Consider the following 22,258-nt stretch of genomic DNA (forward strand, 5'->3'; position numbering starts at 1 on the left):
CATTCAAACTGTTGAGTGGTGATCCGGATGGAAAATATCAGCTTACTGCTAAGCGAAGCGCTGGCTCCCTATCAGGCCAGTATTGGCCCGGCCGGTTCTCGGGGCGAACGTCTGGTGACTCTGAAAGATAAAGCGGGCACCTGTGTGATCGAGCGCGCATTCAGCGCTGATCAACTGAGCGACAAACGTCAGCTCACCGACGTGGTAGACGGTCTGCGCCGCGATCTTATGGTTGCCGAGGGGCGAATCGAACCCTGCGTCATTGCCGCCATGCGCAATGCTGCAATCAGCCGTACGTTTGTCGGCACCCCATCTTTTGCTTAACAGTTGCTTAACCGGCGTTAAAGGAACTGGAACCTGAAGGGTTCGCTGCACTCCTATGCATTACGTCAGTTTTGATCATTGTGCTCCGGTGATCAACGGCTGACGTCATGACCGATAAGGTCACGTTTACCCCGAGCAGGTCCCCCTCTGCCCGGGGTTTCTTTTGTCCGGTCATTCCTTGTCCAGCAGTGCCTTGACGTCTTCCAGGTAGCTGGCCCGTTGCGCGGGCTCCAGCCACTGCGCATAAAAGCCCATCAGGCTGGTTTCACGCAGCACGCGCATCTCGCGGTTGATCAGTTCAATGGCCTGCTTGCCCTTGGGCGAGTTGCTGCAACTGACATAGACGAACTGGTATGCAGGATTGTCCTTGATCGGCAAGAAGGCCAGTTCCTCCGGCCTTATGCCTTGTTGCATGGCCTGATAGCGCGCTTCCGGCCAGAAGCTGATAAAGGCTTGCAGACGCCCCAGACGCTCCATTTGCAGCAGGCTGCCGACCGCATCGTTACCGTAGTGCGGCACGAGGATATCTTCATCGACGTCGTGCAGCGTGTGGTCGATCATTTCTCCATAGCTGCGTTCGGCAACGATGCCCAATTTGATCGTCCGGCTGGCCATCAAGGCCGCGAAGTCTAGCTTTCCGTCCTCCACGTAGGGCTCGAACTTCGACATCTCCTCCTTGCGCACAATCAGGCCGCTGCTGAGGATGGCGCCGATCGGTATGGAAAAAAGCAGGGTTCTGGCTCTTTCTGCCGTCCACAGCATGGTGGGATCACAACTGAGAGACGTGTCGTCGCTCAGCATTTGCAGAGCCCTGGCGCGGTTGACCCGCATCAGCACGTGGTTGTACTCGGGCATTCGTGCTGTCAGCAAGGGCATCAACTGATCAATTGCACCTTGGCCGCGCATGGCACCGGAAAAAATCGTGGAAGGGGGGATGTCGCGCATCAGCCAGGTCAGCGTCTCCCTGGCCTGGCTGACGCACGACATGGCAGCCAGCGACAGGGCGAGCATCAATCGAGCCGTTGTACAGCACGAGGCAGGAAGGGGCATTCGCGGGTGTCATCCTCGAAAAGGGTTCAACAGTCTGAGGTAGGGTTGGCAGCTCTTTGAATGGTGCTGCGCCAGTGGCGTCACATTCAGGTGCCCCGGTTGGGAGTTCGGGTGCTCGCTGCAGATCGTCTTTAGCACAGATATGTATCAGAAATTTGTTTCAAATTATCGATTTTTGTTCGTCCTGCAAATGGGGGGCAAGCACATCCTTGCGCGAGCAAGTTCGTTCACAGGCCCGGCATCGGGTAGACTTGCTGTCTTCCCTCCAGACTCTAGAAGCCCGTTCATGGCCCAGCCGTCCACGACCTACAAATTCGAACTCAACCTCACCGACCTTGATCGCGGCGTGTACGAGAGCGTCAAGCAGACCATTGCCCGTCATCCTTCGGAAACCGAAGAGCGCATGACCGTGCGTCTGCTGGCCTATGCCTTCTGGTACAACGAACAGTTGTCGTTCGGTCGCGGCCTGTCTGATGTGGACGAACCCGCGCTGTGGGAAAAAAGCCTCGATGACCGCGTTCTGCACTGGATCGAAGTCGGCCAGCCGGACGCCGACCGACTGACCTGGTGCTCGCGCCGTACCGAACGCACCAGCCTGCTGGCCTATGGCAGCCTGCGCGTCTGGGAAGGCAAGGTCATCCCGGCGATCAAGAACCTGAAAAACGTCAATATCGCCGCCGTCCCGCAGGAAGTGCTGGAAGTGCTGGCCAAGGACATGCCGCGGGTCATCAAGTGGGATGTGATGATCAGTGAAGGGACGGTGTTCGTCACTGACGACCGCGGCCAGCATGAAGTCCAGTTGCAATGGCTTGCGGGCGAGCGCGGCTGACAGCCGCCGGTTCCGATCGAAAACACATTCATCGACACTGCAAAGAGAATCAGCTGACCCGCATGCGCATCGAACCTCGTCTATTGCCCGACACCTTGCCGTTCCTCGGCGACCTGCCGCCCTTGCTCACTCGACTGTACGCAGCACGAGGTGTGGCCTGCGAGGCCGAACTGGACAAAAGCCTGGCGCGGCTGATTCCTTATCAGCAACTCAAGGGGATCGATGCTGCGGTAGACCTGCTGGTGACTGCGCTACGCGAGGGCCAGCGTATGCTGATCGTCGGCGATTTCGACGCCGATGGCGCGACCGCCAGCACCGTGGGTGTTCTGGGCCTGCGTCTGCTGGGCGCGGCGCATGTGGATTATCTGGTGCCCAACCGGTTTGAATATGGCTACGGCCTGACGCCGGAAATCGTCGAAGTGGCGTTGCAGCGCGAACCTCAGCTGTTGATCACCGTGGATAACGGTATTTCGAGCGTCGAGGGCGTGGCGGCGGCCAAGGCGGCCGGCTTGCAGGTACTGGTGACCGATCACCATTTGCCTGGTCATGAGCTTCCTGCCGCAGACGCCATCGTCAACCCGAACCAGCCAGGCTGTACCTTTCCCAGCAAGTCGCTGGCCGGTGTCGGGGTCATTTTCTATGTATTGATGGCCTTGCGTGCGCGTCTGCGCGAGACCGGCTGGTTCGAGAGCAATCAGCGTGCCCAGCCCAATCTGGGCGAGCTGCTGGACCTGGTTGCGCTGGGCAGCGTGGCCGATGTGGTGCCGCTGGATGCCAACAACCGCATTCTGGTTCATCAGGGGCTGATGCGTATCCGTGCCGGGCGTGCCCGACCCGGGCTGCGCGCCATTCTGGAAGTGGCCCGGCGTGAACCTTCGCGCATCACCTCCACCGACCTGGGGTTCATCCTCGGGCCACGCCTGAACGCGGCAGGGCGCCTGGATGACATGAGCCTGGGCATCGAATGCCTGCTCTGTGACGACCCGACACTGGCGCGGGAAATGGCCGTGCAACTGGACGAGTTGAACCAGGATCGCAAATCCATCGAGCAGGGCATGCAGCGTGAAGCGCTCGCCCAGCTCAAGGACCTGCCGGTAGAGTCGATGCCGTTCGGCCTCTGCCTGTTCGATGCCGAATGGCATCAAGGGGTCATCGGCATCCTCGCTTCGCGTCTCAAGGAGCGTTACCACCGACCTACCATCGCGTTCGCCAGCGCCGGGGAGGGTGTGCTCAAAGGTTCGGCCCGCTCGGTGCCGGGATTTCACATTCGCGATGCGCTGGACGCTGTGGCGGCCAGCCATCCGCATCTGATCAGCAAGTTTGGCGGCCACGCGATGGCGGCAGGTCTTTCGCTGCCTGAAGAGAACTTCCCGGCGTTTGCCGAAGCGTTCGATCTGGAGGTGCGTCGTCAACTCGATGAGCAGGACCTGACCGGACGTCTGCTGTCCGACGGCTCGCTGGCCGTTGAGGAATTCCACCTGGAACTGGCCCGCGCGCTGCGCAATGCCGGTCCCTGGGGGCAGCACTTCCCCGAGCCCCTGTTCCACGGCGTGTTTCAGCTGGTCGAGCAACGGGTGGTGGGCGAGCGTCACTTGAAGATGGTGCTCAAGACCGAGTGCGGCAGCGTCAAGCTCGATGGCATTGCGTTCGGCGTCGACCGGGATGTCTGGCCCAATCCGAATATCCGCTGGGTCGAGCTGGCCTACAAACTCGACCTCAACGAGTTTCGCGGCAACGAAACCGTGCAGCTGATGGTGGTGCATATCGCACCGCGTTGACGATAGCAGGAACCCCTCTCTCCACCGGGTTGTCGACACTACACGGTTTGCCAAACCTGTTCTTTGAATGAACGGAACCTGGACACCTGAATTTTCATTACGAGAGGTTGCCATGAGCCTGCTGCTTGAACCCTATACCCTGCGCCAATTGACCCTTCGCAATCGCATCGCAGTGTCGCCGATGTGCCAGTATTCCAGTGTCGACGGCCTGGCCAATGACTGGCATCTGGTTCACCTTGGAAGCCGTGCCGTCGGCGGTGCCGGACTGGTCATCACCGAAGCGATGGCGGTGACGCCGGACGGCCGCATCACTCCCGAAGACCTTGGGCTGTGGAACGACGAACAGATCGAACCGCTGCAACGCATCACGCGCTTTATCAACGCTCAGGGCGCAGTTGCAGGCGTCCAGCTGGCGCACGCCGGCCGCAAGGCCAGCACCTGGCGCCCGTGGCTTGGCAAGCATGGCAGTATTTCTCTCAATGAAGGCGGCTGGACGCCAGTCGGGCCTTCAGCGATTGCATTCGATCCGCAGCACACGACCCCTGTGCAATTGAGCGAAACGCAGATTCAGGAGTTGATCAAGGCGTTTGTCGATTCTGCGCGGCGTGCCTTGGAGGCAGGCTTCAAGGTAGTGGAAATCCACGCCGCCCATGGCTATTTGCTGCATCAGTTCCTGTCGCCTCTGAGCAACCAGCGCACCGACGAGTACGGTGGTTCATTCGAGAACCGCATTCGCTTCACACTGCAAGTGACCGAAGCCGTGCGTGCGGTATGGCCTGCAGAGCTGCCAGTGTTCGTTCGCGTGTCCGCCACCGACTGGGTGGAAGACGGCTGGAACGCCGATGAAACCGTCGAGCTGGCGCGTCGCTTGAAAGCAATCGGGACGGACCTGATCGATGTCTCATCGGGCGGTACGTCAGCCAATGCGGAAATTCCGGTTGGTCCAGGCTACCAGACGCGCTTTGCCGAGCGGGTTCGCAAGGAGTCCGACATCGCGACGGGCACGGTGGGCATGATTACCGATCCGGCTCAGGCAGAACATATTCTGCGCACCGGGCAGGCCGATATCATCCTGCTGGCGCGTGAGCTCCTGCGTGATCCGTACTGGCCACTGCGCGCCGATGAAGACCTGGGTGGCCGCCTGGCAACCTGGCCTGCGCAGTATCAACGCGCCACGCATCGTGATCAGCCCATTCATGAGTCTGACCTGCGCGACTGATCGCCAATTGGTCTCTGCTGGCAATACCCGATAAATGAGCGCCGCACGGCGCTCAATTTTTTTACTCGCCTTCCAGCAGTTCGGTGACGCGGCCGATCAGTTCGGCAATCGCGAACGGCTTGGGCAGCACATGCATGCCCGGCTCAAGCGTGTCATGCGCCAACGCGGCGTTTTCAGCATAACCAGTCACGAACAGGATTTTCAGGTCGGGCCGGACATCCCGCGCCGCGTCTGCGACCTGACGACCATTCATGCCTCCCGGCAGACCGACGTCGGTGATCAGCAGGTCGATCGCCGCTTTGGACTGCAGAATGGTCAGGGCATCGGCACCCCGTTCAGCCTGCAAGACGATATAGCCAAGGTCTTCAAGCAACTCGGCAATGAGCAAGCGCACGGCGGGCTCGTCATCGACGACCAGAATGGTTTCGTCACTCGTGCTGGAAGCGGGGACTTGCAACGGGCTGTCATCGAAGACCACCGTTTCAGCTTCGCCTTCGTGCATCGGCAGCAGAATGCAGACTTTCGAACCCTCGCCAACCTTTGACGTAATGTAAACGCCGCCACCGGACTGCCGTGCAAAACCGTAAATCATCGACAGCCCCAGCCCGGTGCCCATGCCTATCGGTTTGGTGGTGAAGAACGGGTCGAAGGCCCGCGCCATGACGTCGTTGCTCATGCCGGTGCCGGTGTCGCTGACGGACAGTTCCACATAACGGCCTGTGGGCAGTTGATACTTGGTCGCCGTGACTGCCGTCAGGTGGCGATTGCCCGTCTGGATCAGCAGTTTTCCGCCATCGGGCATGGCGTCCTTGGCGTTGATGCACAGGTTGAGCAGCGAATTTTCCAGTTGATGCGGATCAACCAGGGTCGCCCATAGCCCGCGTGAGGCGTTGACCTGCATATCGATGGCCGGACCTACGGTGCGCCGAATCAGCTCGTCCATGCCCGCGACCAGAAGATCGATATCCGTGGCCTTGGGGGCCAGCGTCTGACGGCGCGAAAATGCCAGCAGCCGATGTGTCAGGGATGCCGCGCGTCTCGAGCCTTCCAGCGCTGCGTTGATGTAGCGGTCCAGTTCCGTGAAGCGTTCCTGTCTGATCCTCGACAGCAGCAGCTCCATGTTGCCGGTGACGCCCATCAGCAGGTTGTTGAAGTCATGAGCCAGCCCGCCGGTCAGTTGCCCGACCGCTTCCATTTTCTGCGATTGAATCAAGGCCTCTTCGGCAATACGCAATGCTTTGATGCGGTCCTTTTCGTGGGTCAGGTGCTTGCCCAGCGCAAAAATGATTCCGTTGCCGGGTGCCGCAGTCCAGCCGAACCAGTGGTAGCTGCCGTCGACATGCTGATAACGATTTTCAAACAGCGGCAGTACATGGTTGACAGTGTGTTTCAGAGCATTCTGGGTGTTGCTGACATCATCCGGATGCAGCAGGGTCATGATGGAGGTGCCCAGCAGCTCTTGTTCCGGGTGGCCCAGCAGCGCTGTCCAGGCCGGGTTTACCCGCAGAAAGATACCGTTGAAATCGAGTATCGCCAGCGGGTCAGGAGATATTTGCCAAAACGTGTCCAGCTCCAGCGTCCGTTGTTCAAGTCTGGCGGTCTGCTGTCGTTCCAGACTGACCAGATCATCAATCAGTTTCAGGCGTTTGCGCTCGCTTTCCTGCAGCGCTTGCTGATTGAGAACATGCGCAGTGGTTTCGTTGGTAATGCAGAACATGCCGACTACCACGCCATGCTCGTCGATGACCGGTGAAAACGAGAATGACCACCATGTCTGCTCGACCTCGCCGTAGCGTGCCATGGACAGCGGCAAGTCCTGGTAGTGGCAGGGCTTGCCGGCGAGGGCGTCGATCACCAGCGGCGCGACCTGGTCCCAGACGTCTGCCCACAGATCCGGAATGAGTGCGCCGATAGCGTCGTCCTTGCGCGGGCCGAGGATCGGGGTATAGGCGTCATTGTGGAAAAACACCAGATCCGGTCCCCAGAGCAGGTACATGGACTCCGGAGAATTGAGGATCAGATTCAGGGTGTTTTTCAGCGATACCGGCCAATGCTCGATCGGTCCGAGTGAAGTCTGACTCCAGTCCCTGGATCGGATAATCCCGGCGGCCTTGCCGTTGGCGGTCGGGAAACCAGTGGGCGATATCACTTCGGACAAGCTCCTGAAAATCTGCATGAAGAGGCAAGGGTATTCATATGAATAGGGATGTGTGTTTGCTCAGTTCAGGAAAGGGGCTGCATACCTGCTTTTACCTGCAGCCTGTACTTTATTGACTCTTCGCCACAGGTGCGGGTTGCACGCAGTTCGCCAATAGGCGGGGCAGATTGACGAACGGGTATCTGCTCAAACCCGTAACATCCGGAAGCACACCGGTAATAGCCAGACAGTGACTTCTCTTCAACTTGTTGGTCAATGACTCATCTGACAAACCTTGTAGGAGGCTTCCTGTGAATACGCGTGGTTTACTCGATCAATTGCTCAAGTCCGGACAAAGCATGTTGCAGGACAAGAACAAAGGCAAATCCGGCAAGCAATCGTCGGGCAGCGACTCACTGATCAATGGCCTCGGCAGCCTGCTTGGCGGTGGCAAAGGACAGGGCGGTTCCCAGAATGGACTGGGTGGTCTGCTGTCCGGCGCCGGTGGTGGCGCCCTGGCCGCAGGTGCCATGAGTCTTCTGCGCGGCAAGCGTACCCGCGGGATGGGCGGCAAGGTGTTGACCTACGGAGGCCTGGCGGCGCTAGGAGTACTGGCTTACAAGGCATACAACAACTGGCAGTCCAGCCAGGGGCTTGCCGCTCAACGTGAACCGCAAACCATCGACCGGCTGCCCGAGGCTGAAGCCGAGCAGCACAGCCAGGCAATCCTGCGCGCATTGGTCGCCGCCGCAAAGGCCGATGGCCATGTCGATGAGCGTGAGCGCGAACTGATCGAAGGTGAGTTCACCAAACTGAACAACGATCAGACGCTTCAGCAATGGCTTCACGCCGAGCTTAACAAGCCGCTGGACCCGGCAGAGGTGGCCCGGGCCGCGACCACGCCGGAAATGGCGGCGGAAATGTACATCGCCAGTGTGATGCTGGTGGATGAAGAGCACTTCATGGAACGCGCCTACCTCGATGAGTTGGCGCGTGAGTTAAAGCTGGAACCCGGCCTCAAGACCGAGCTTGAAGGCCAGGTGCGGAACGCTGAGTAAACCGGCTCTCCGGCCAGTGAGTTGCCTGGCACGCCTTGTGTGCCAGGCAACTGCCCCGATCAGGGGTGTTCCATTCCTTCGGCGTTGGTCAGTTCCCTGATCAGCGCTGTCTGCTGCTCCTTGAATGTGGCTTCGAACTCTACAATCCGTTCTTCATACTCCGGGTCTTCGAGACTGATATTGCGTTGTTCGAACTCGTCGGTGAGCTGGTTCAGTTCAGTCCTGTAGGTACGTTCGAGTGCTTCGAAGCGTCCAGTGTGGGTTTCACGCAGGTAGCTGATCCAGTAATCCTGCTGCTGAGCGAAGCGCAGGAAGGGCTCGCCGCGTTCTCCGTTTTGCACGCGAAGCATTGCAGTGTCGAACTCACCGGGTCTGATGGCTGCGTGAGCCTGGAAAAGCATGCCTTCCGGTGGTACTGGCAAGTCCAGCGCGCTGGCCCAGTGCGTGCGATACGCCAGACGCACCTCGGCTTCATCACGGCCCCCGGACTGTTCGCGGGCTGCGGCATCCAGCTCGGAGAGGCGATACAGCCGGACGGTCAGCCGATACAACAGGGCGCCGCGCTGCTCCGCTACGACGTCCTGCAACGACTGCCGGACGAACACCAGCACCTCCATCTGGTTGAATTCCAGAAGAATGCCGTCCGGGCAAGTGTCGTTGTCACGAAACAGCCTGAGCGGTTCTTCGGCGATGGCGTTGAGGGTCTCTCCAAGTTGAGGCTCCTGACTCACTGCGGTCAGTACCCGCCAGACGCGCTCGCGCAGTGCTGTGCGGCTGGTGATGTTGCGATAATCGGCGCTGCGACGCAGCGAGTCGATCAGGTCGAGCAGGTTGCGGGTGTGCTCGCTGGCCTCCAGTTGCTCCCACATCTCACGCCGCCCGGCGCTCAACGGGTTGCTGTCGTCCAGCCAGGGCTCGACGGTGACGGGCTCCGGAGTCGATGCCCGACTGTCATCTGATGACAGATAATCAGAGATCGATGCGTCCGAGTCATGGTGTTCCGTCCAGTCCATCGCGCTGAGCTCGGGCGGCAGATCCATGTCGAAGGTGAAAGAGCGTCCATAACGTTCTGACAGATGTGCCCGGCGCATGGTGTCTTCGGAAAGCGGATTGCTCAGCAGGCTTATTTCCGTGTGCGAAAACTCGCTGCCGGGATTGGCGAGTATGTGTTCTGGCAGTTCGCTGATCAGATTGCCTTCCAGCAACAGTGTCCTGATCTGGGCTGGGACCATGCTCTCCACCCAGGTTGGCCATTCGACCAATCCGATGTTGTTCAGTGACAGCCAGTTAAGTGCTGTGCCACTGAGGCTGGCCAGGTCGCTGATGGCACCGATTCTGTTGCCATCCAGCTCCAGCCTTTCAAGCGTCGCGATCCGGCCGAAGAAATCGATGTGCTGTTGCTCTACCAGCATCCCCTGATCCATCAGCGATAGTGTACGAAGAGATCGAAGCTCGAGCAGCGCCGGTGGCAGTTGCAGCAGGGGGGCGACATGCCCGCTTATTTCCAGCGAGATCAGATCCGTCATGCGGCGCAACAGTTGATCCAGATCAGCGGCTGTGCCAATGATTCTGCTCAGATGCAGATAGCGTACCTGGCGATAAAAGAAATCCGGCAGGTGTCGGGGAAAGTCGGCCAACGCAATGTCTGCGAGGCGCAGTGGACTGTGGATTTGCCCCAGGCTGAAGGTTCGCCAGTGATCGGTCAGAAGCCTGCCGATCCGACGGCGTGATTCGAGGGTCTGCTCGCTCGGTAAGGCCATCGAGCTGGAGGCATGCGTCCACCGATCAACGGCGGCAAATAATTCTGCACCTTCGTTCAATTGCCTGTTTACAGCGGCCTGCACGGCAACCGGAGTGTCCATGACAAAACTGAAGGAACTGCCGGCTACCGCTTCATTGATACGTGCATGCATCGCAGTGTGTCGGGACAGGATGTTGCCGCGCAAGTCAATCACTGTCCGATGCTCAGGGCTGGGAGGATTGTCGAGGATCCACCCGGGCAGTTCCGTCAGGTTATTGTGCGCCACCGACAGTTCGCGAATGTTGTTCGGGATTATGTCGGTCAGCCAGGACGGCCAGCGGTGCATGCTGACCCGCTCCAGCACCAACCGGTCGAGGTGCAGCCAGCTCAGGTCCATGGGCAGCACGCTGATCAGGCGATTGCCACTGAGGTTCAGCATCCTCAGGCCAGGCATGCTGCGCAAGGGGTCCATTTGCGCCTGGTCCAGAAAAATGCCCTGGTTGATCAGCCCCAGTTCGGTCAGTTGGGGCAGCACACGGGACACTTGCTGAGGCAGGTTGAGAAAGATCGAGGGCTCGGGGGCCAGACGGGAGGCGGGCTCACTGATCAGGTTCAGTGCGCGGGTATGCGGGAAGCGCTGCAGGAAGGCGCCAAGTTCGACGCTGTTGGTCGACTGTCGGGGCAGGTTCATGCCTGCTGGCGTTATATCCGCTGCATCGAGTCGCGCTCCGGACTCGACCGATATGTTTTCCAGGTGCAGTGCGGTAACGCGGTTGAAGACGAAGTCCGGCAGATGTTGCGGAAAATCACTCAGCGAGACATGGTGCAGGCGCAGCGGCTCAAGCGTCCGTCCTATCTCGGGGAGGTTGTTGAGGCGCCAGTGGCTCCAGATCGCTTCGTGGATGCGCGTGCGACTGTCGATATGAGCCTGACTCATGGGGGGCATTGCCACGGATTCATAGGTCCAGGCGTCGAGACTTGCGCGCAACAGCATTTGCTCGCCCAGCAGGTCGTTGAGTCGCGTATCGATGGTTCTGTTGTCCCAGCCGGCGTGGCGCAGACGGTCGAGGATGTCTTCGGGAAACGCATCCTCCAGCTCAAGTGTGCGGATCTTGTCCAGCAGACTCTCGTCGGTCATGTGCCAGTCGACTCTGCCGCTACCGCTCAGAGGGTAGCCAAGGCGACCGTCAGCCAGGCGCATGGGGGATTTCGAGCCTGGCTTGATCGCCTGCATTTTCAGCAATGGTGCCAGGTGCTGGCGGGGCAGGGGATTGTCCTGAATCAGCGCTGCCAGCGTCTGGCCCTCGCTGGTCCGGGCAAAGCCCAATTGCTTGCGTTGGGCATCGGGCAGGGCGTGCAGCACGGACGAGTACAGATCGTCCAGCCCGTGCAGGTGCTGGTCCTCAGCGTCACGGGCCTGGTAACGATTGCCGTCCTTGATCAGTACTTTGCGTACGGGGGCATCCTCGGGGCCGATGCTGTCGATCAAGCGGCCACCGAAATACCGGTCATGGACCTCAAGTCTGACCTGGGGCGGCCATTGCGGCAGGGCTTCAAGGCTGTGCAATGCAAGGCAGTCAGTGTCGGCACTGTAGACCGAGGTCAGATAAAGCCCTTCATAGGCCCGCGCCAGCCTTACCTGTTGTAAATAGGCGCTGGCCTCTTCGGCAATGGTCAACGGTACACGTCGTTCTGTCACGAGTTGCAGTCTTTCGGCAGGCGAGGCATGGCTGGCCAGTTCCTCGGTTACCAAAGGCGGCAGACCGGGAAATGCCTTCTGCAGGGTTTGCGCACCTTGCGCCTCGGTGGTGTTCAATGCGCGGTAATGAGACTCGAACAGCCAGCCCCGCGTGGCACGGGCGCGTGCCGCCAATTGCGCCCGTAACGTGATCAGTCGCGGTGACATGCCAAGCTGGCCTGCACCGAACTCTTCGTCGAGCAGGGTGCGGATTTCGTTGTTGCTCAGCTTTTCCAGCACCTGGCGCAGGGCATCCGGCTGGTCGGCATGAACAGTGATGTTGAGGGTGTCAGACACGACCGGCTGATAGGCCGGAGCGAATGTCTGCAGCGTGCGGCCCTCGGCATCCACCAGTACCAAGGCGCGATTGCTCGGCCAGCCACGGTCCTGGCTCAACAGTTCAAGTTGAAGGGGCGCCGCGGCGTTCGTATCGTTGGCTTCCAGCTGTTCGATGAAACGCTCGATCTCCTGGTCCAGCCTGAACCGGCGCGCCGTGTCCTCAAGCAATGCCGGAGGACGACGCTGATCGGTCAGTGCCTCGCGCATCACGGATTCAGGCGTGTTGCTGACTTTGACGATGCGCCTGGCGGTGCTGTCCGAAAACGTTTCACTGGAATAGCCCAACCGTCGAAACAGGTTCAGGCCTTCCATCTCCAGCGGCTGATCGAGCTCATGCAGCCATGCGCCTGCGCCGTTGTGCCGCAAGGCGGGCCGATAGCTGTCCGCGCGGGTCGGGTGCTCGATCAGGTAACCGTCGCCGCTCGTGGCAGGGCTGACTGAATAGGTACGTCCTTCAAGTGGCAACCACTGCTTGCCTTGCCAGGTGTACAGCCCGGTAGCGTCGGGCTGCAGACCCTTGGGCAGTACGATGTCATGGGCAAAGGGCGTCAGGTCAGGCTTCCACAGGCGGGTCGTGCCGCCCGGCAAATCCACGGGCTTGAGGCTGTTTACGAACTCGGGCGCCTGTACCGCCGGGATACCTGCGGCGCCCGTCGACGCAGCGCCAAGAGCCGATATCAGGGCAACGTTCTCGACTACATCGAACAGGTAGGCGAACGCCTGCTGTTTCTCGTCCTTGGCCCAGCTTTCCACGCCCTCATACACTTCGTGAACCAGCTGAATGGCGGTGACGGCCATCATCACTTCGCCCAATACCGGAACGACGAAGCCTGCGATATTCAGGACATTGAAGGCGGTGTCCATGAAGTACTGCACGCGCTCATCGAAGGTTTTCTGATCCTGTACTGCTGTAGGCACACCATGAAACAGTGCGTCGTCGCGCAAGGCCGCGCGTTTGCGCTCGTGCAGGTTGTCCAGCAGTGGACCTTGCAGCACGGTTTCTCTCAGGTGGAGTCGGGCGTTTCGGTCCGCCTCACGCTCCAGCCACTGGCGCTCGAAAATGCCGCCTTTCTTGACTTTGGGGTATAGGCGCTCGGACAACTTTTCAAACAAGGCACTTCGATGGCGCGCCGGTATGAAGCGCATGAAGAAGTTCAGGTAGTCGTTGATGAACATCCGGTCGCGTAATTCATTTATGAAGACTTCGACCGAGTCGTATTCCTTCAACGGCGCAACGGGATCATCCGGGATATACACCACAATCCGCTCTGCCTGAGTGGCAATATCCCGGTCCTTGCCAATAACCAGAAGACCGCTCAGTTCGATATCGCCCAGGCACACAACGCTGCAGTTGACTGGCCGGTTATCGAGGCGGACTTGTTGCTTGCCATCGAGAAGCTCCAGTAATGCGCCTTGCAAGTCCGGGCTGATCTGTTGTTGCAGGGATGCAATCTGCAACTGCAGCCGGATCGACGATGCTTCCAGCTGCATGAAGGTCTGGCGCAGCCTCGATGCCGCAGCGTCTTCCGTTTCGTCAGGGGTCGAAGGCGTGCTGAAGGCGGTCTGGATATGCGCCTGATATTGGCCGCCCAGGTCCAGCTCACGGCACAGCGCCGCAAAGCCGGCCGGGGAAATAGGCAGGGACTTGCCGGTGATCTGTGGGCCGAGGATTTCAAAGGAAGAAAACACCTGGGCCTTGATACCGGTGCTGGCGTCCATTGCGCCTGGTGCGGTTTCCCAGGCTTCGAAATTCTGTAGCGCAACCTTGAGCAGGCTCTGGGTCGCGGCCCTCAGTGCAATGTTTGCCTGCGTTAGAGGGTCTCTGGATGCCGTATTGAACGATTGATCGACTCGCGCCCGACTGGCGTGGAACAGCCAGGTGTCGGTGACGTCCACCTCCAGCCCGAAGCGGTCCTTGATGGCGGCTGTCAGCAAGGGTCTTGCGAAGTCCTCCAGCGTCGACAGGCGATCCAGCGTCGAACGAACCTGTTGCTCGTTCTCGCGATGCTCGGCATACAGGCGCTGCAGTTCGGCGACCTGATCAGGGCTGGACTTGCGTGCGCCTTTCAGCCATTGCACGGGGCGCCGCGAGGCCTTGCGCAAGGCCGCATGGGTTGCCGGCTCAGCCTGAAGCAGCCACTCCGGGGCCTTGTCTTTTATCAGTTGCAGATGCGGGAGTGCAGAAGCCTTGCCCGACAGAGATAGATCCAGCATTTAAGTGCCTTGTCGTGAATGAACAACGACAAAGCTTACGGTCGTGACTTGCCGTACAAGTGCTAACTATCTATGTGCTTTCGCTGTTTCTGAAGACCATCGCTCAAGTAGTGGTGGCGATGGCCGACAAGACATTGGATGGGTGAAGGAGCGGCGATCGATAGCGGCCGTGACTTCGTTCTGTATTACCCATGTAACGTTTGACGGCTGGGCTATACTCACGCCGTTTGGACCGTCCGTCGGTCCACTTCTTGAACACGGCCCGACGCCGTCGTTGAACTCTTGAGGGCTGACTGTGAAGAACTGGACCTTGCGCCAACGGATTCTGGCGAGTTTCGCCGTCATCATCGCAATCATGCTGTTGATGGTCGTTGTATCTTATTCACGGTTGTTGTCCATCGAGTCCAGCGAGGAAGATGTGCGTCTGGATGCGTTGCCCGGCGTGTATTACAGCACCCTGGTGCGCAGTGCTTGGGGCGAGAGTTACATCCGCACGCTGGAGCTGATTGCCGAAGGGCAGGCGCGGCCGCTGACCAAGCAGGAAAAGGACCAGTTTCAGGGCTTTGACGAAAACCTGCAGGCACAGATGGACGGCTACAAAAAGTCCATCTTCGATGATGCAGACAGAGACAGCTTCGCGCTCTTCGAAAAGCGCCGCGAAGCCTATTCGCGCATGCTCGCCGATGTTCACGCCAAGTACGATAGCGGCGACTACGCAGGCGCGCGCGCCGAATTCTATGGCGAAGTGAACCCGGTCTGGCTCACGGGACGCAAGCAGCTCAATGATCTCATTGTCGCCAATAAACAGCTGGCTGATCAGGCCACCGCCAACATTGTCAATGCCGTGCTGGCTGCCAAGATCAGCATGATCCTGTCGCTGCTGGTCGCCGTGCTGGCGGCTGCGGCCTGCGGTCTGCTGTTGATGCGTTCGATCACGGCACCGATGCAATTGATCGTTCGGATCCTGGACGTCATGCGTACCGGCGACCTGAGCACTCGATTGAACCTGTCGCGCAAGGACGAGTTCAATGCGGTCGAGACTGGCTTCAACGACATGGTCACCGAGCTCACCGCGCTGGTTGCCCAGGCGCAGCGCTCCTCGGTACAGGTCACTACCTCGGTCACCGAGATCGCTGCAACGTCACGCCAGCAGCAGGCTACCGCCACCGAGACCGCTGCAACCACCACCGAGATCGGCGCCACGTCGCGGGAAATCGCCGCCACCTCGCGGGACCTGGTGCGCACCATGACCGAAGTCACTTCGGCGGCGGATCAGGCGTCGGTTCTCGCCGGTTCCGGCCAGCAGGGCCTGGCACGTATGGAAGACACCATGCATCAGGTGATGGGCGCTGCCAATCTGGTCAACGCCAAGCTGGCGATCCTCAACGAGAAGGCCGGCAACATCAATCAGGTCGTCGTCACCATCGTCAAGGTCGCCGACCAGACCAATCTGCTGTCGCTCAATGCCGCCATCGAGGCCGAGAAGGCCGGTGAATACGGTCGCGGGTTTGCAGTGGTTGCCACCGAGGTCCGTCGCCTGGCCGACCAGACTGCCGTCGCCACTTATGATATCGAGCAGATGGTGCGGGAAATCCAGTCTGCGGTGTCTGCGGGTGTGATGGGCATGGACAAGTTTTCCGAAGAGGTGCGCCGTGGCATGTTCGAGGTCACCCAGGTCGGTGAGCAGCTGTCGCAGATCATCCATCAGGTTCAGGCGCTGGCACCTCGTGTGCTGATGGTCAACGAAGGCATGCAGGCCCAGGCCACCGGCGCCGAACAGATCAATCAGGCGCTGGTACAACTGGCGGATGCCAGCAGCCAGACCGTCGAATCACTGCGTCAAGCCAGTTTCGCGATCGACGAGTTGAGTCAGGTCGCGGTCGGGCTGCGCAGCGGCGTTTCGCGTTTCAAGGTCTGAAGGATCAATGAGCGATCAATCGCCGAGGCGCAATGGCACGCCACTGACCGCCAGCAAGCTTTTTCTGCTGTTTTGCATCGGCGAAGACCGCTATGCGCTGGACGCGACCGAGATCGCCGAAATCCTGCCGCGGGTAAAACTCAAGGCGATTGCCCAGGCACCGCACTGGGTGGCGGGAATCTTTGCTCATCGCGGCGAGATTGTCCCGGTGATCGACATCAGCGCGCTGAATTCCGGTCAGCCAGCGCGCTCGCGTACCAGTACGCGCATGGTGCTGGTGCATTATCGCTACGATGACGCGCACCCGGCTCAGTTGCTCGGGCTGATTCTGGAGCAGGCGACCGAAACGCTGCGCTGCCCGGTTGCGCAGTTCAAGGCGTACGGGCTGGACAATCGCCTGTCACCTTACCTGGGGCCGGTCCGCGAGGACGAGCAGGGCCTGCTGCAGTGGATTCATGTTCACGAACTGTTGAGCGAGCCGGTCCGCGAGTTGTTGTACCCGGTGCCGCCGATTGACCTTGAGCTGCTCGAGGACGCGCGATGAAGGTGGATGATTCGCGCTTCTTCAGCTTTCTCAAGGAGCGTATCGGACTGGATGTGACGTCCGTCGGCGAAGCGATCATCGAGCGCGCCTTGCGTCAGCGTGCGACGGCTGTCAATTGCCCTGACAGTGATGCGTACTGGCATCTTCTGGTCTCGTCGCCGCAGGAGCAGCAGGCGCTCATCGAAGCGGTGATCGTTCCCGAGACCTGGTTCTTTCGTTATCCCGAATCATTTGTCACCCTGGGTATGCTGGCCCGCGAGCGTATCGCCGGTCTTGCCGGTGCGCGCCCCTTGCGCATTCTCAGCCTGCCGTGCTCGACCGGTGAGGAGCCGTATTCCATCGCCATGGCGTTATTCGACGCCGGTGTCGACGCCCGGCAATTCAAGGTCGATGCCATCGATATCAGCCCCGTTTCGATTGCCAAGGCCGAGCACGGTGTCTACGGCAAAAACTCGTTCCGTGGCAGCGACATCAGTTATCGCGAGCGCTATTTCAGTCCTGTCGCTGACGGCTTTGAAATCGCTGACAGTGTTCGCGACTCTGTGAGTTTTCAGCCGGGTAACCTGCTCGACCCGAAACTCGCTTCACAAGTGGCCTATGACATCGTCTTCTGCCGCAATCTGGTGATCTATTTTGATCGGCAGACCCAGCAACATGTATTCAAGGTCCTCAAACAACTGACCCGTGAAGACGGCCTGCTGTTTATCGGTCCGGCGGAGGGCAATCTGCTGGCGGGTATCGGCATGCGCTCGACGGGTATCGCCCAGTCCTTCGCCTTCCGGCACGCGCCCGTCGATGCGGTGGTGCCGGTGCCTGTCGCTGCACCGATGGCATCGCGTCCGGTGGTCGAGGCACCTGCCAGAGCGGTCGCGCCACGACCTGCGCCGCGAACATCCGCAGCTTTTGCGCCCGTCGCGAAACCCGTCGCTGCGGCAGGCAACAGCGATGTTTCGGCCTTGCTCGACAGGATCGCGGGGCTGGCCAACGAAGGTAAAAGTGCTGAGGCTCGGGCTGCGTGCGAGCGTTACCTGCAGCAGCATGAGCCGGTCGCGCAGGTGTTTTACTGGCTGGGTCTGCTCAGCGAAGTGGAAGGCCAGGTGCCACAGGCGCAGGGCTTCTATCGCAAGGCGCTGTATCTGCAACCGCAGCACTCCGAATCGCTGGCCCAACTGGCAGCATTGCTGGCTGCCCAGGGTGACACTGCCGGCGCCCGGCGCTTGCAGGACCGCGCAGCACGTGGCACGAATAAACAAGGAAACCAATGATGGCGGGCGTGTCCGGTTTTTCCAGTCTGACCCATGATCAGGCCCTGGATATCGATGATTGCTGGAACCGCATCGGTATTCATGGCGATCGCTCCTGCCCGTTGCTTGCAGAGCATATCCACTGCCGCAATTGCGCGGTTTATTCGGCTGCCGCCACCCGTCTGCTGGACCGCTACTCGCTGGTCCAGGAGTCGCCAGAACAGTTTCAGGGTTCGGTGTTGCTGCGCGATATCGAGACGCGCTCGATTCTGGTATTCCGGCTTGGTGAAGAATGGCTGGGGCTGGCGTCGCGCTGCTTCTCGGAAGTCGCCCCCAGTCAGACCATCCATTCACTGCCACACCAGCGTTCGCGTGCATTGCTGGGTGTCGCCAATGTACGCGGCGCTCTGGTAGCGTGCATCTCGCTGGTCGAGCTGCTCGGGCTGGACAGCACCGCGGTGAGTACCCCGTCGACGCGGGTGGTACCGCGCATGTTGATCGTCAGCGTCGAAGGCGGCCCGGTGGTGGTGCCGGTCGACGAGGTGGACGGTATTCACGCCATCGACGAGCGTGAGCTGGAAGCTGCTTCGGCATCCGGCACGCATGCCAATGCCCGTTTCACCCGTGGCGTGCTGCAATGGAAGGGCCGCAGCCTGCGCTGGCTGGACGAAGAAGAGTTGTTGTCGGCGGTGTATCGGAGCCTCACATGACGCCAGATCAAATGCGTGACGCCTCGCTGTTCGAACTGTTCACGCTGGAAGCCGACGCGCAGACCCAGGTATTGAGTGCGGGCCTGCTGGCACTCGAACGTAACCCGACTCAGGCGGATCAGCTGGAAGCCTGCATGCGTGCCGCTCACTCGCTCAAGGGCGCAGCGCGGATTGTCGGCGTCGATTTCGGTGTGAGTGTCGCGCATGTGATGGAAGACTGTCTGGTCAGCGCTCAGGAAGGGCGTCTGCTGCTTCAGGCCGAGCATATCGACGCGCTGCTGTCGGGGACCGACCTGTTGATGCGTATCGCCACGCCCGGCAGCGACGGTATTGGTCAGCCTGATATCGACAGTTATGTCGAAAGGCTCAATACGTTGCTGGCTTCCGGCGCTGGCACGGCGCGTACGGTCAGTACACCACTGCCGGATCCAGCCTCGGAGGCCTTGCTGGCCAGCGCGATGCTGCAGCTTGAGACGTCAAGCGGGTCGGTTGTGCCAGCGCCTGAGTCTGTCGCAGCGCCGTTGGCCGCCGCGTCGCTTGCCAGTCCAGCCGCCATGCCGGCTTCGGAACCAGAGGCACCGTTCACGCCCTTGCGTGAACGGCGTGTGGCCGAGGGCGGCGAACGCGTGTTACGAGTCACCGCCGAGCGCCTCAACGGGCTGCTGGACATGTCCAGCAAATCGCTGGTCGAGACTCAGCGCCTCAAGCCTTTGCTGGCCGGTATGCAGCGTCTCAAGCGCCTGCAAAGCAGCAGCGACCGTGCGCTGGAGGTATTGGGGGCCAGCTTTGGTGAAGAAGGTCCTTCGGCCGATGTGCAAAAAGCCCTGGAGGACGCGCGCAACCTCCTGTCCCAGGCGCAGCAGGTGTTGGCCCGGCAGACTGCCGAGCTGGATGAATTCGGCTGGCAGTCGGCACAACGTGCGCAACTGTTATACGACACGGCACTCGCGTGCCGCATGCGACCTTTCGCCGACGTACTGAATGGTCAGGCGCGCATGGTCCGGGATCTGGGGCGTGAGCTGGGTAAACAGGTCCGCTTGCAGATCGAAGGCGAGAAGACCCAGGTCGATCGCGATGTGCTGGAAAAGCTCGATGCACCCTTGACTCACCTGCTGCGCAACGCCGTGGACCACGGCATCGAGTCGCCCGAAAAGCGCGTGGCGTCCGGCAAGGACCCTGAAGGTCTGATTCGTCTGCAGGCGTCGCATCAGGCTGGCTTGCTGGTCGTTGAGTTGAGCGATGACGGTGGCGGCGTGGACCTTGAACGTCTGCGCCAGAACATTATCGACCGCAAGCTCTCGCCGGCCGAGACCGCTGCGCAGCTGAGCGAGGAGGAACTGCTGAGTTTTCTGTTCCTGCCGGGCTTCAGCATGCGCGACAAGGTCACGCAGATCTCCGGCCGTGGTGTCGGCCTCGATGCCGTGCAGCATATGGTTCGCCAGATGCACGGCAGCGTTGAGCTGCAGCAATGGGCGGGCGAGGGCAGTCGCTTCAGGATAGAAATGCCGCTGACGCTTTCAGTGGTACGCAGCCTGGTCGTGGAAGTGGGCGGTGAAGCGTATGCCTTCCCGCTGGCTCATATCGAGCGCATGCGCGACCTGCAGCCTGACGACATTCTGCAACTGGAAGGGCGTCAGCATTTCTGGGATGAAGAGCGTCATGTCGGTCTGGTTTCGGCCAGTCAGCTGTTGAATCGGCCGGCTGCGCAGAAGGCCGGAGAAACGCTCAAGGTTGTGGTGATTCGTGAGCGTGATGCTGTTTACGGCGTGGCCGTTGAACGCTTCATCGGTGAGCGCACGCTGGTGGTGATGCCGCTCGATGCGCGCCTGGGCAAGGTTCAGGACGTGTCGGCGGGGGCCTTGCTCGACGACGGTTCGGTGGTGCTGATCATCGATGTCGAAGACATGTTGCGCTCGGTGGAAAAACTTCTGAATACCGGCCGCCTGGAGCGCATCGACCGACGCACTCGTCAGGCAGACCAGGTGTCACGCAAACGCGTGCTGGTCGTCGATGATTCTTTGACCGTGCGCGAGCTGGAGCGCAAGCTGCTGCTCAGTCGCGGCTACCAGGTGTCGGTGGCCGTGGACGGAATGGACGGCTGGAACGCGCTGCGCGCCGAGGACTTCGACCTGCTGATTACCGACATCGACATGCCGCGTATGGACGGTATCGAGCTGGTGACCCTGTTGCGCCGCGATACCCGCTTGCAGTCCCTGCCGGTCATGGTCGTGTCCTACAAGGACCGTGAAGAGGACCGGCGTCGCGGCCTGGACGCTGGCGCCGATTATTACCTGGCCAAGGCCAGTTTCCACGATGATGCCTTGCTCGACGCTGTCGTCGAATTGATAGGAGACGCGCAAGGATGAAGATTGCCATCGTCAACGATATGCCCATGGCCATCGAAGCCCTGCGCCGTGCACTGGCTTTCGAGCCCGCGCATCAGATCATCTGGGTGGCGTCCAATGGTGCCGACGCCGTGCAGCGTTGCGTCGAGCAGACCCCGGACCTGATCCTGATGGATCTGATCATGCCGGTGATGGATGGCGTCGAAGCCACCCGCCGGATCATGGCCGAAACACCCTGCGCTATCGTTATCGTGACCGTCGACCGCGAGCAGAACATGCGCCGCGTGTTCGAAGCGATGGGGCACGGCGCGCTGGATGTGGTGGACACGCCGGCCATTGGTGGCCCCAATCCAAAGGAGGCGGCGGCGCCCCTGCTGCGCAAGATCCTCAATATCGACTGGCTGATCGGCCAGCGTGTCGGCGTTGAACGGGTCGCGGTTGCGCCGGTTTCCGCGCCGTCGAAACGTGACCGGCTCGTGGCGATCGGTTCCTCGGCAGGCGGGCCTGCAGCGCTGGAGATTCTGCTCAAGGCGCTTCCGGTGAGTTTCCCGGCAGCGATTGTCCTTGTACAGCACGTCGACCAGGTCTTCGCCGCCGGTATGGCCGAGTGGTTGAGCTCGGCCTCCGGCCTGCCGGTACGTCTGGCAAGGGAAGGCGAAACGCCACAGCCGGGTGTGGTGTTGCTGGCAGGCACCAATCATCATATCCGTTTGCTCAAGGACGGCACGCTGGCGTACACAGCGGAGCCGGTGAATGAAGTTTACAGGCCCTCGATTGATGTGTTTTTCGAGAGCGTTACCCGATATTGGAGTGGCGAGGCGGTCGGCGTTCTGCTGACCGGGATGGGGCGCGACGGTGCACAGGGGCTCAAGGCCATGCGTGAGCGGGGGTTTCTGACCATCGCTCAGGATCAGGCCAGTTCTGCTGTGTATGGCATGCCCAAGGCTGCTGCAGCCATTGATGCTGCCGTGGAAATCTCCCCATTGCCCGCCATAGCACCTCGCTTGATCGAGGTATTTACTCAATGACTGCTCTGCTGAACTCAGTGGCAGTCGGCGATCAGGAGAAAG

Annotated in this window: 14 protein-coding genes; 11 read left to right on the top strand and 3 right to left on the bottom strand. The window is 60.4% G+C overall.

From position 1 onward, the window contains the following. Window positions 1-27 precede the first annotated feature (27 nt). Window positions 28-324 carry a DUF3509 domain-containing protein gene (locus tag LCH65_RS09005; protein WP_003433423.1) on the top strand — a complete coding sequence of 99 codons (297 nt, stop codon included), beginning with the start codon at window positions 28-30 and terminating at the stop codon, window positions 322-324. Between the two features lie 171 nt (window positions 325-495). Here LCH65_RS09005 and LCH65_RS09010 read toward each other — a convergent pair whose 3' ends face one another. Further along, the gene (locus LCH65_RS09010; protein ID WP_003364958.1) at window positions 496-1,335 is read right to left on the bottom strand and encodes a TIGR02285 family protein; all 840 of its coding nucleotides are present in this window, start codon (window positions 1,333-1,335) and stop codon (window positions 496-498) included. A 325-nt stretch (window positions 1,336-1,660) separates the two neighbouring features. Here LCH65_RS09010 and LCH65_RS09015 point away from each other — a divergent pair, with 325 nt between their 5' ends. From LCH65_RS09015 to LCH65_RS09025, 3 genes are all read left to right on the top strand, one after another. Next, the gene (locus LCH65_RS09015; RefSeq protein ID WP_003314240.1) at window positions 1,661-2,203 is read left to right on the top strand and encodes a YaeQ family protein; all 543 of its coding nucleotides are present in this window, start codon (window positions 1,661-1,663) and stop codon (window positions 2,201-2,203) included. A 62-nt stretch (window positions 2,204-2,265) separates the two neighbouring features. Next, the gene (gene recJ / locus LCH65_RS09020) at window positions 2,266-3,981 is read left to right on the top strand and encodes a single-stranded-DNA-specific exonuclease RecJ (RefSeq protein WP_003364955.1); all 1,716 of its coding nucleotides are present in this window, start codon (window positions 2,266-2,268) and stop codon (window positions 3,979-3,981) included. A gap of 112 nt (window positions 3,982-4,093) precedes the next feature. After that, window positions 4,094-5,200, top strand: coding sequence for an NADH:flavin oxidoreductase/NADH oxidase (locus tag LCH65_RS09025; RefSeq protein ID WP_003391177.1), 1,107 nt, complete (start codon window positions 4,094-4,096; stop codon window positions 5,198-5,200). A 61-nt stretch (window positions 5,201-5,261) separates the two neighbouring features. On the opposite strand, the gene LCH65_RS09030 is transcribed toward LCH65_RS09025, so the two are convergent. Beyond that, window positions 5,262-7,349: a response regulator gene (locus LCH65_RS09030; protein WP_054080829.1), complete on the bottom strand. Its 2,088-nt coding sequence runs from the start codon at window positions 7,347-7,349 to the stop codon at window positions 5,262-5,264. A 299-nt stretch (window positions 7,350-7,648) separates the two neighbouring features. On the opposite strand from LCH65_RS09030, the gene LCH65_RS09035 reads away from it, so the two are divergent. Next, entirely contained in the window at window positions 7,649-8,395 is a 747-nt protein-coding gene (locus LCH65_RS09035) for a tellurite resistance TerB family protein (protein ID WP_054080746.1), read from the top strand. Between the two features lie 59 nt (window positions 8,396-8,454). Here LCH65_RS09035 and LCH65_RS09040 read toward each other — a convergent pair whose 3' ends face one another. Then, window positions 8,455-14,427 carry an NEL domain-containing protein gene (locus LCH65_RS09040; protein ID WP_058416016.1) on the bottom strand — a complete coding sequence of 1,991 codons (5,973 nt, stop codon included), beginning with the start codon at window positions 14,425-14,427 and terminating at the stop codon, window positions 8,455-8,457. Window positions 14,428-14,722: 295 nt separating this feature from the next. On the opposite strand from LCH65_RS09040, the gene LCH65_RS09045 reads away from it, so the two are divergent. Genes LCH65_RS09045 through LCH65_RS09070 form a run of 6 tightly spaced genes read left to right on the top strand, consistent with a single transcriptional unit; the run spans window position 14,723 to window position 22,216 of the window. Then, window positions 14,723-16,345: a methyl-accepting chemotaxis protein gene (locus LCH65_RS09045; protein WP_044309239.1), complete on the top strand. Its 1,623-nt coding sequence runs from the start codon at window positions 14,723-14,725 to the stop codon at window positions 16,343-16,345. Window positions 16,346-16,352: 7 nt separating this feature from the next. Continuing rightward, the gene (locus LCH65_RS09050) at window positions 16,353-16,889 is read left to right on the top strand and encodes a chemotaxis protein CheW (protein ID WP_003364934.1); all 537 of its coding nucleotides are present in this window, start codon (window positions 16,353-16,355) and stop codon (window positions 16,887-16,889) included. After that, complete coding sequence (locus LCH65_RS09055; protein WP_003364932.1) at window positions 16,886-18,154, top strand: protein-glutamate O-methyltransferase CheR; 1,269 nt, start codon at window positions 16,886-16,888, stop codon at window positions 18,152-18,154. Before LCH65_RS09050 ends, LCH65_RS09055 begins: the two co-directional genes overlap by 4 nt. Beyond that, window positions 18,154-18,843: a chemotaxis protein CheW gene (locus LCH65_RS09060; RefSeq protein ID WP_003433418.1), complete on the top strand. Its 690-nt coding sequence runs from the start codon at window positions 18,154-18,156 to the stop codon at window positions 18,841-18,843. The genes LCH65_RS09055 and LCH65_RS09060 overlap by 1 nt, the downstream gene beginning before the upstream one ends. Further along, a complete protein-coding gene (locus LCH65_RS09065) occupies window positions 18,840-21,209 on the top strand; it encodes a hybrid sensor histidine kinase/response regulator (protein ID WP_058416017.1) in 2,370 nt (789 codons plus the stop codon). The genes LCH65_RS09060 and LCH65_RS09065 overlap by 4 nt, the downstream gene beginning before the upstream one ends. After that, the gene (locus tag LCH65_RS09070; protein WP_058416018.1) at window positions 21,206-22,216 is read left to right on the top strand and encodes a chemotaxis response regulator protein-glutamate methylesterase; all 1,011 of its coding nucleotides are present in this window, start codon (window positions 21,206-21,208) and stop codon (window positions 22,214-22,216) included. Before LCH65_RS09065 ends, LCH65_RS09070 begins: the two co-directional genes overlap by 4 nt. Window positions 22,217-22,258: the final 42 nt, after the last annotated feature.

Origin of the sequence: Pseudomonas sp. MWU16-30316 (assembly GCF_020515645.1) — a bacterium.
Lineage (GTDB): Bacteria > Pseudomonadota > Gammaproteobacteria > Pseudomonadales > Pseudomonadaceae > Aquipseudomonas > Aquipseudomonas cerasi.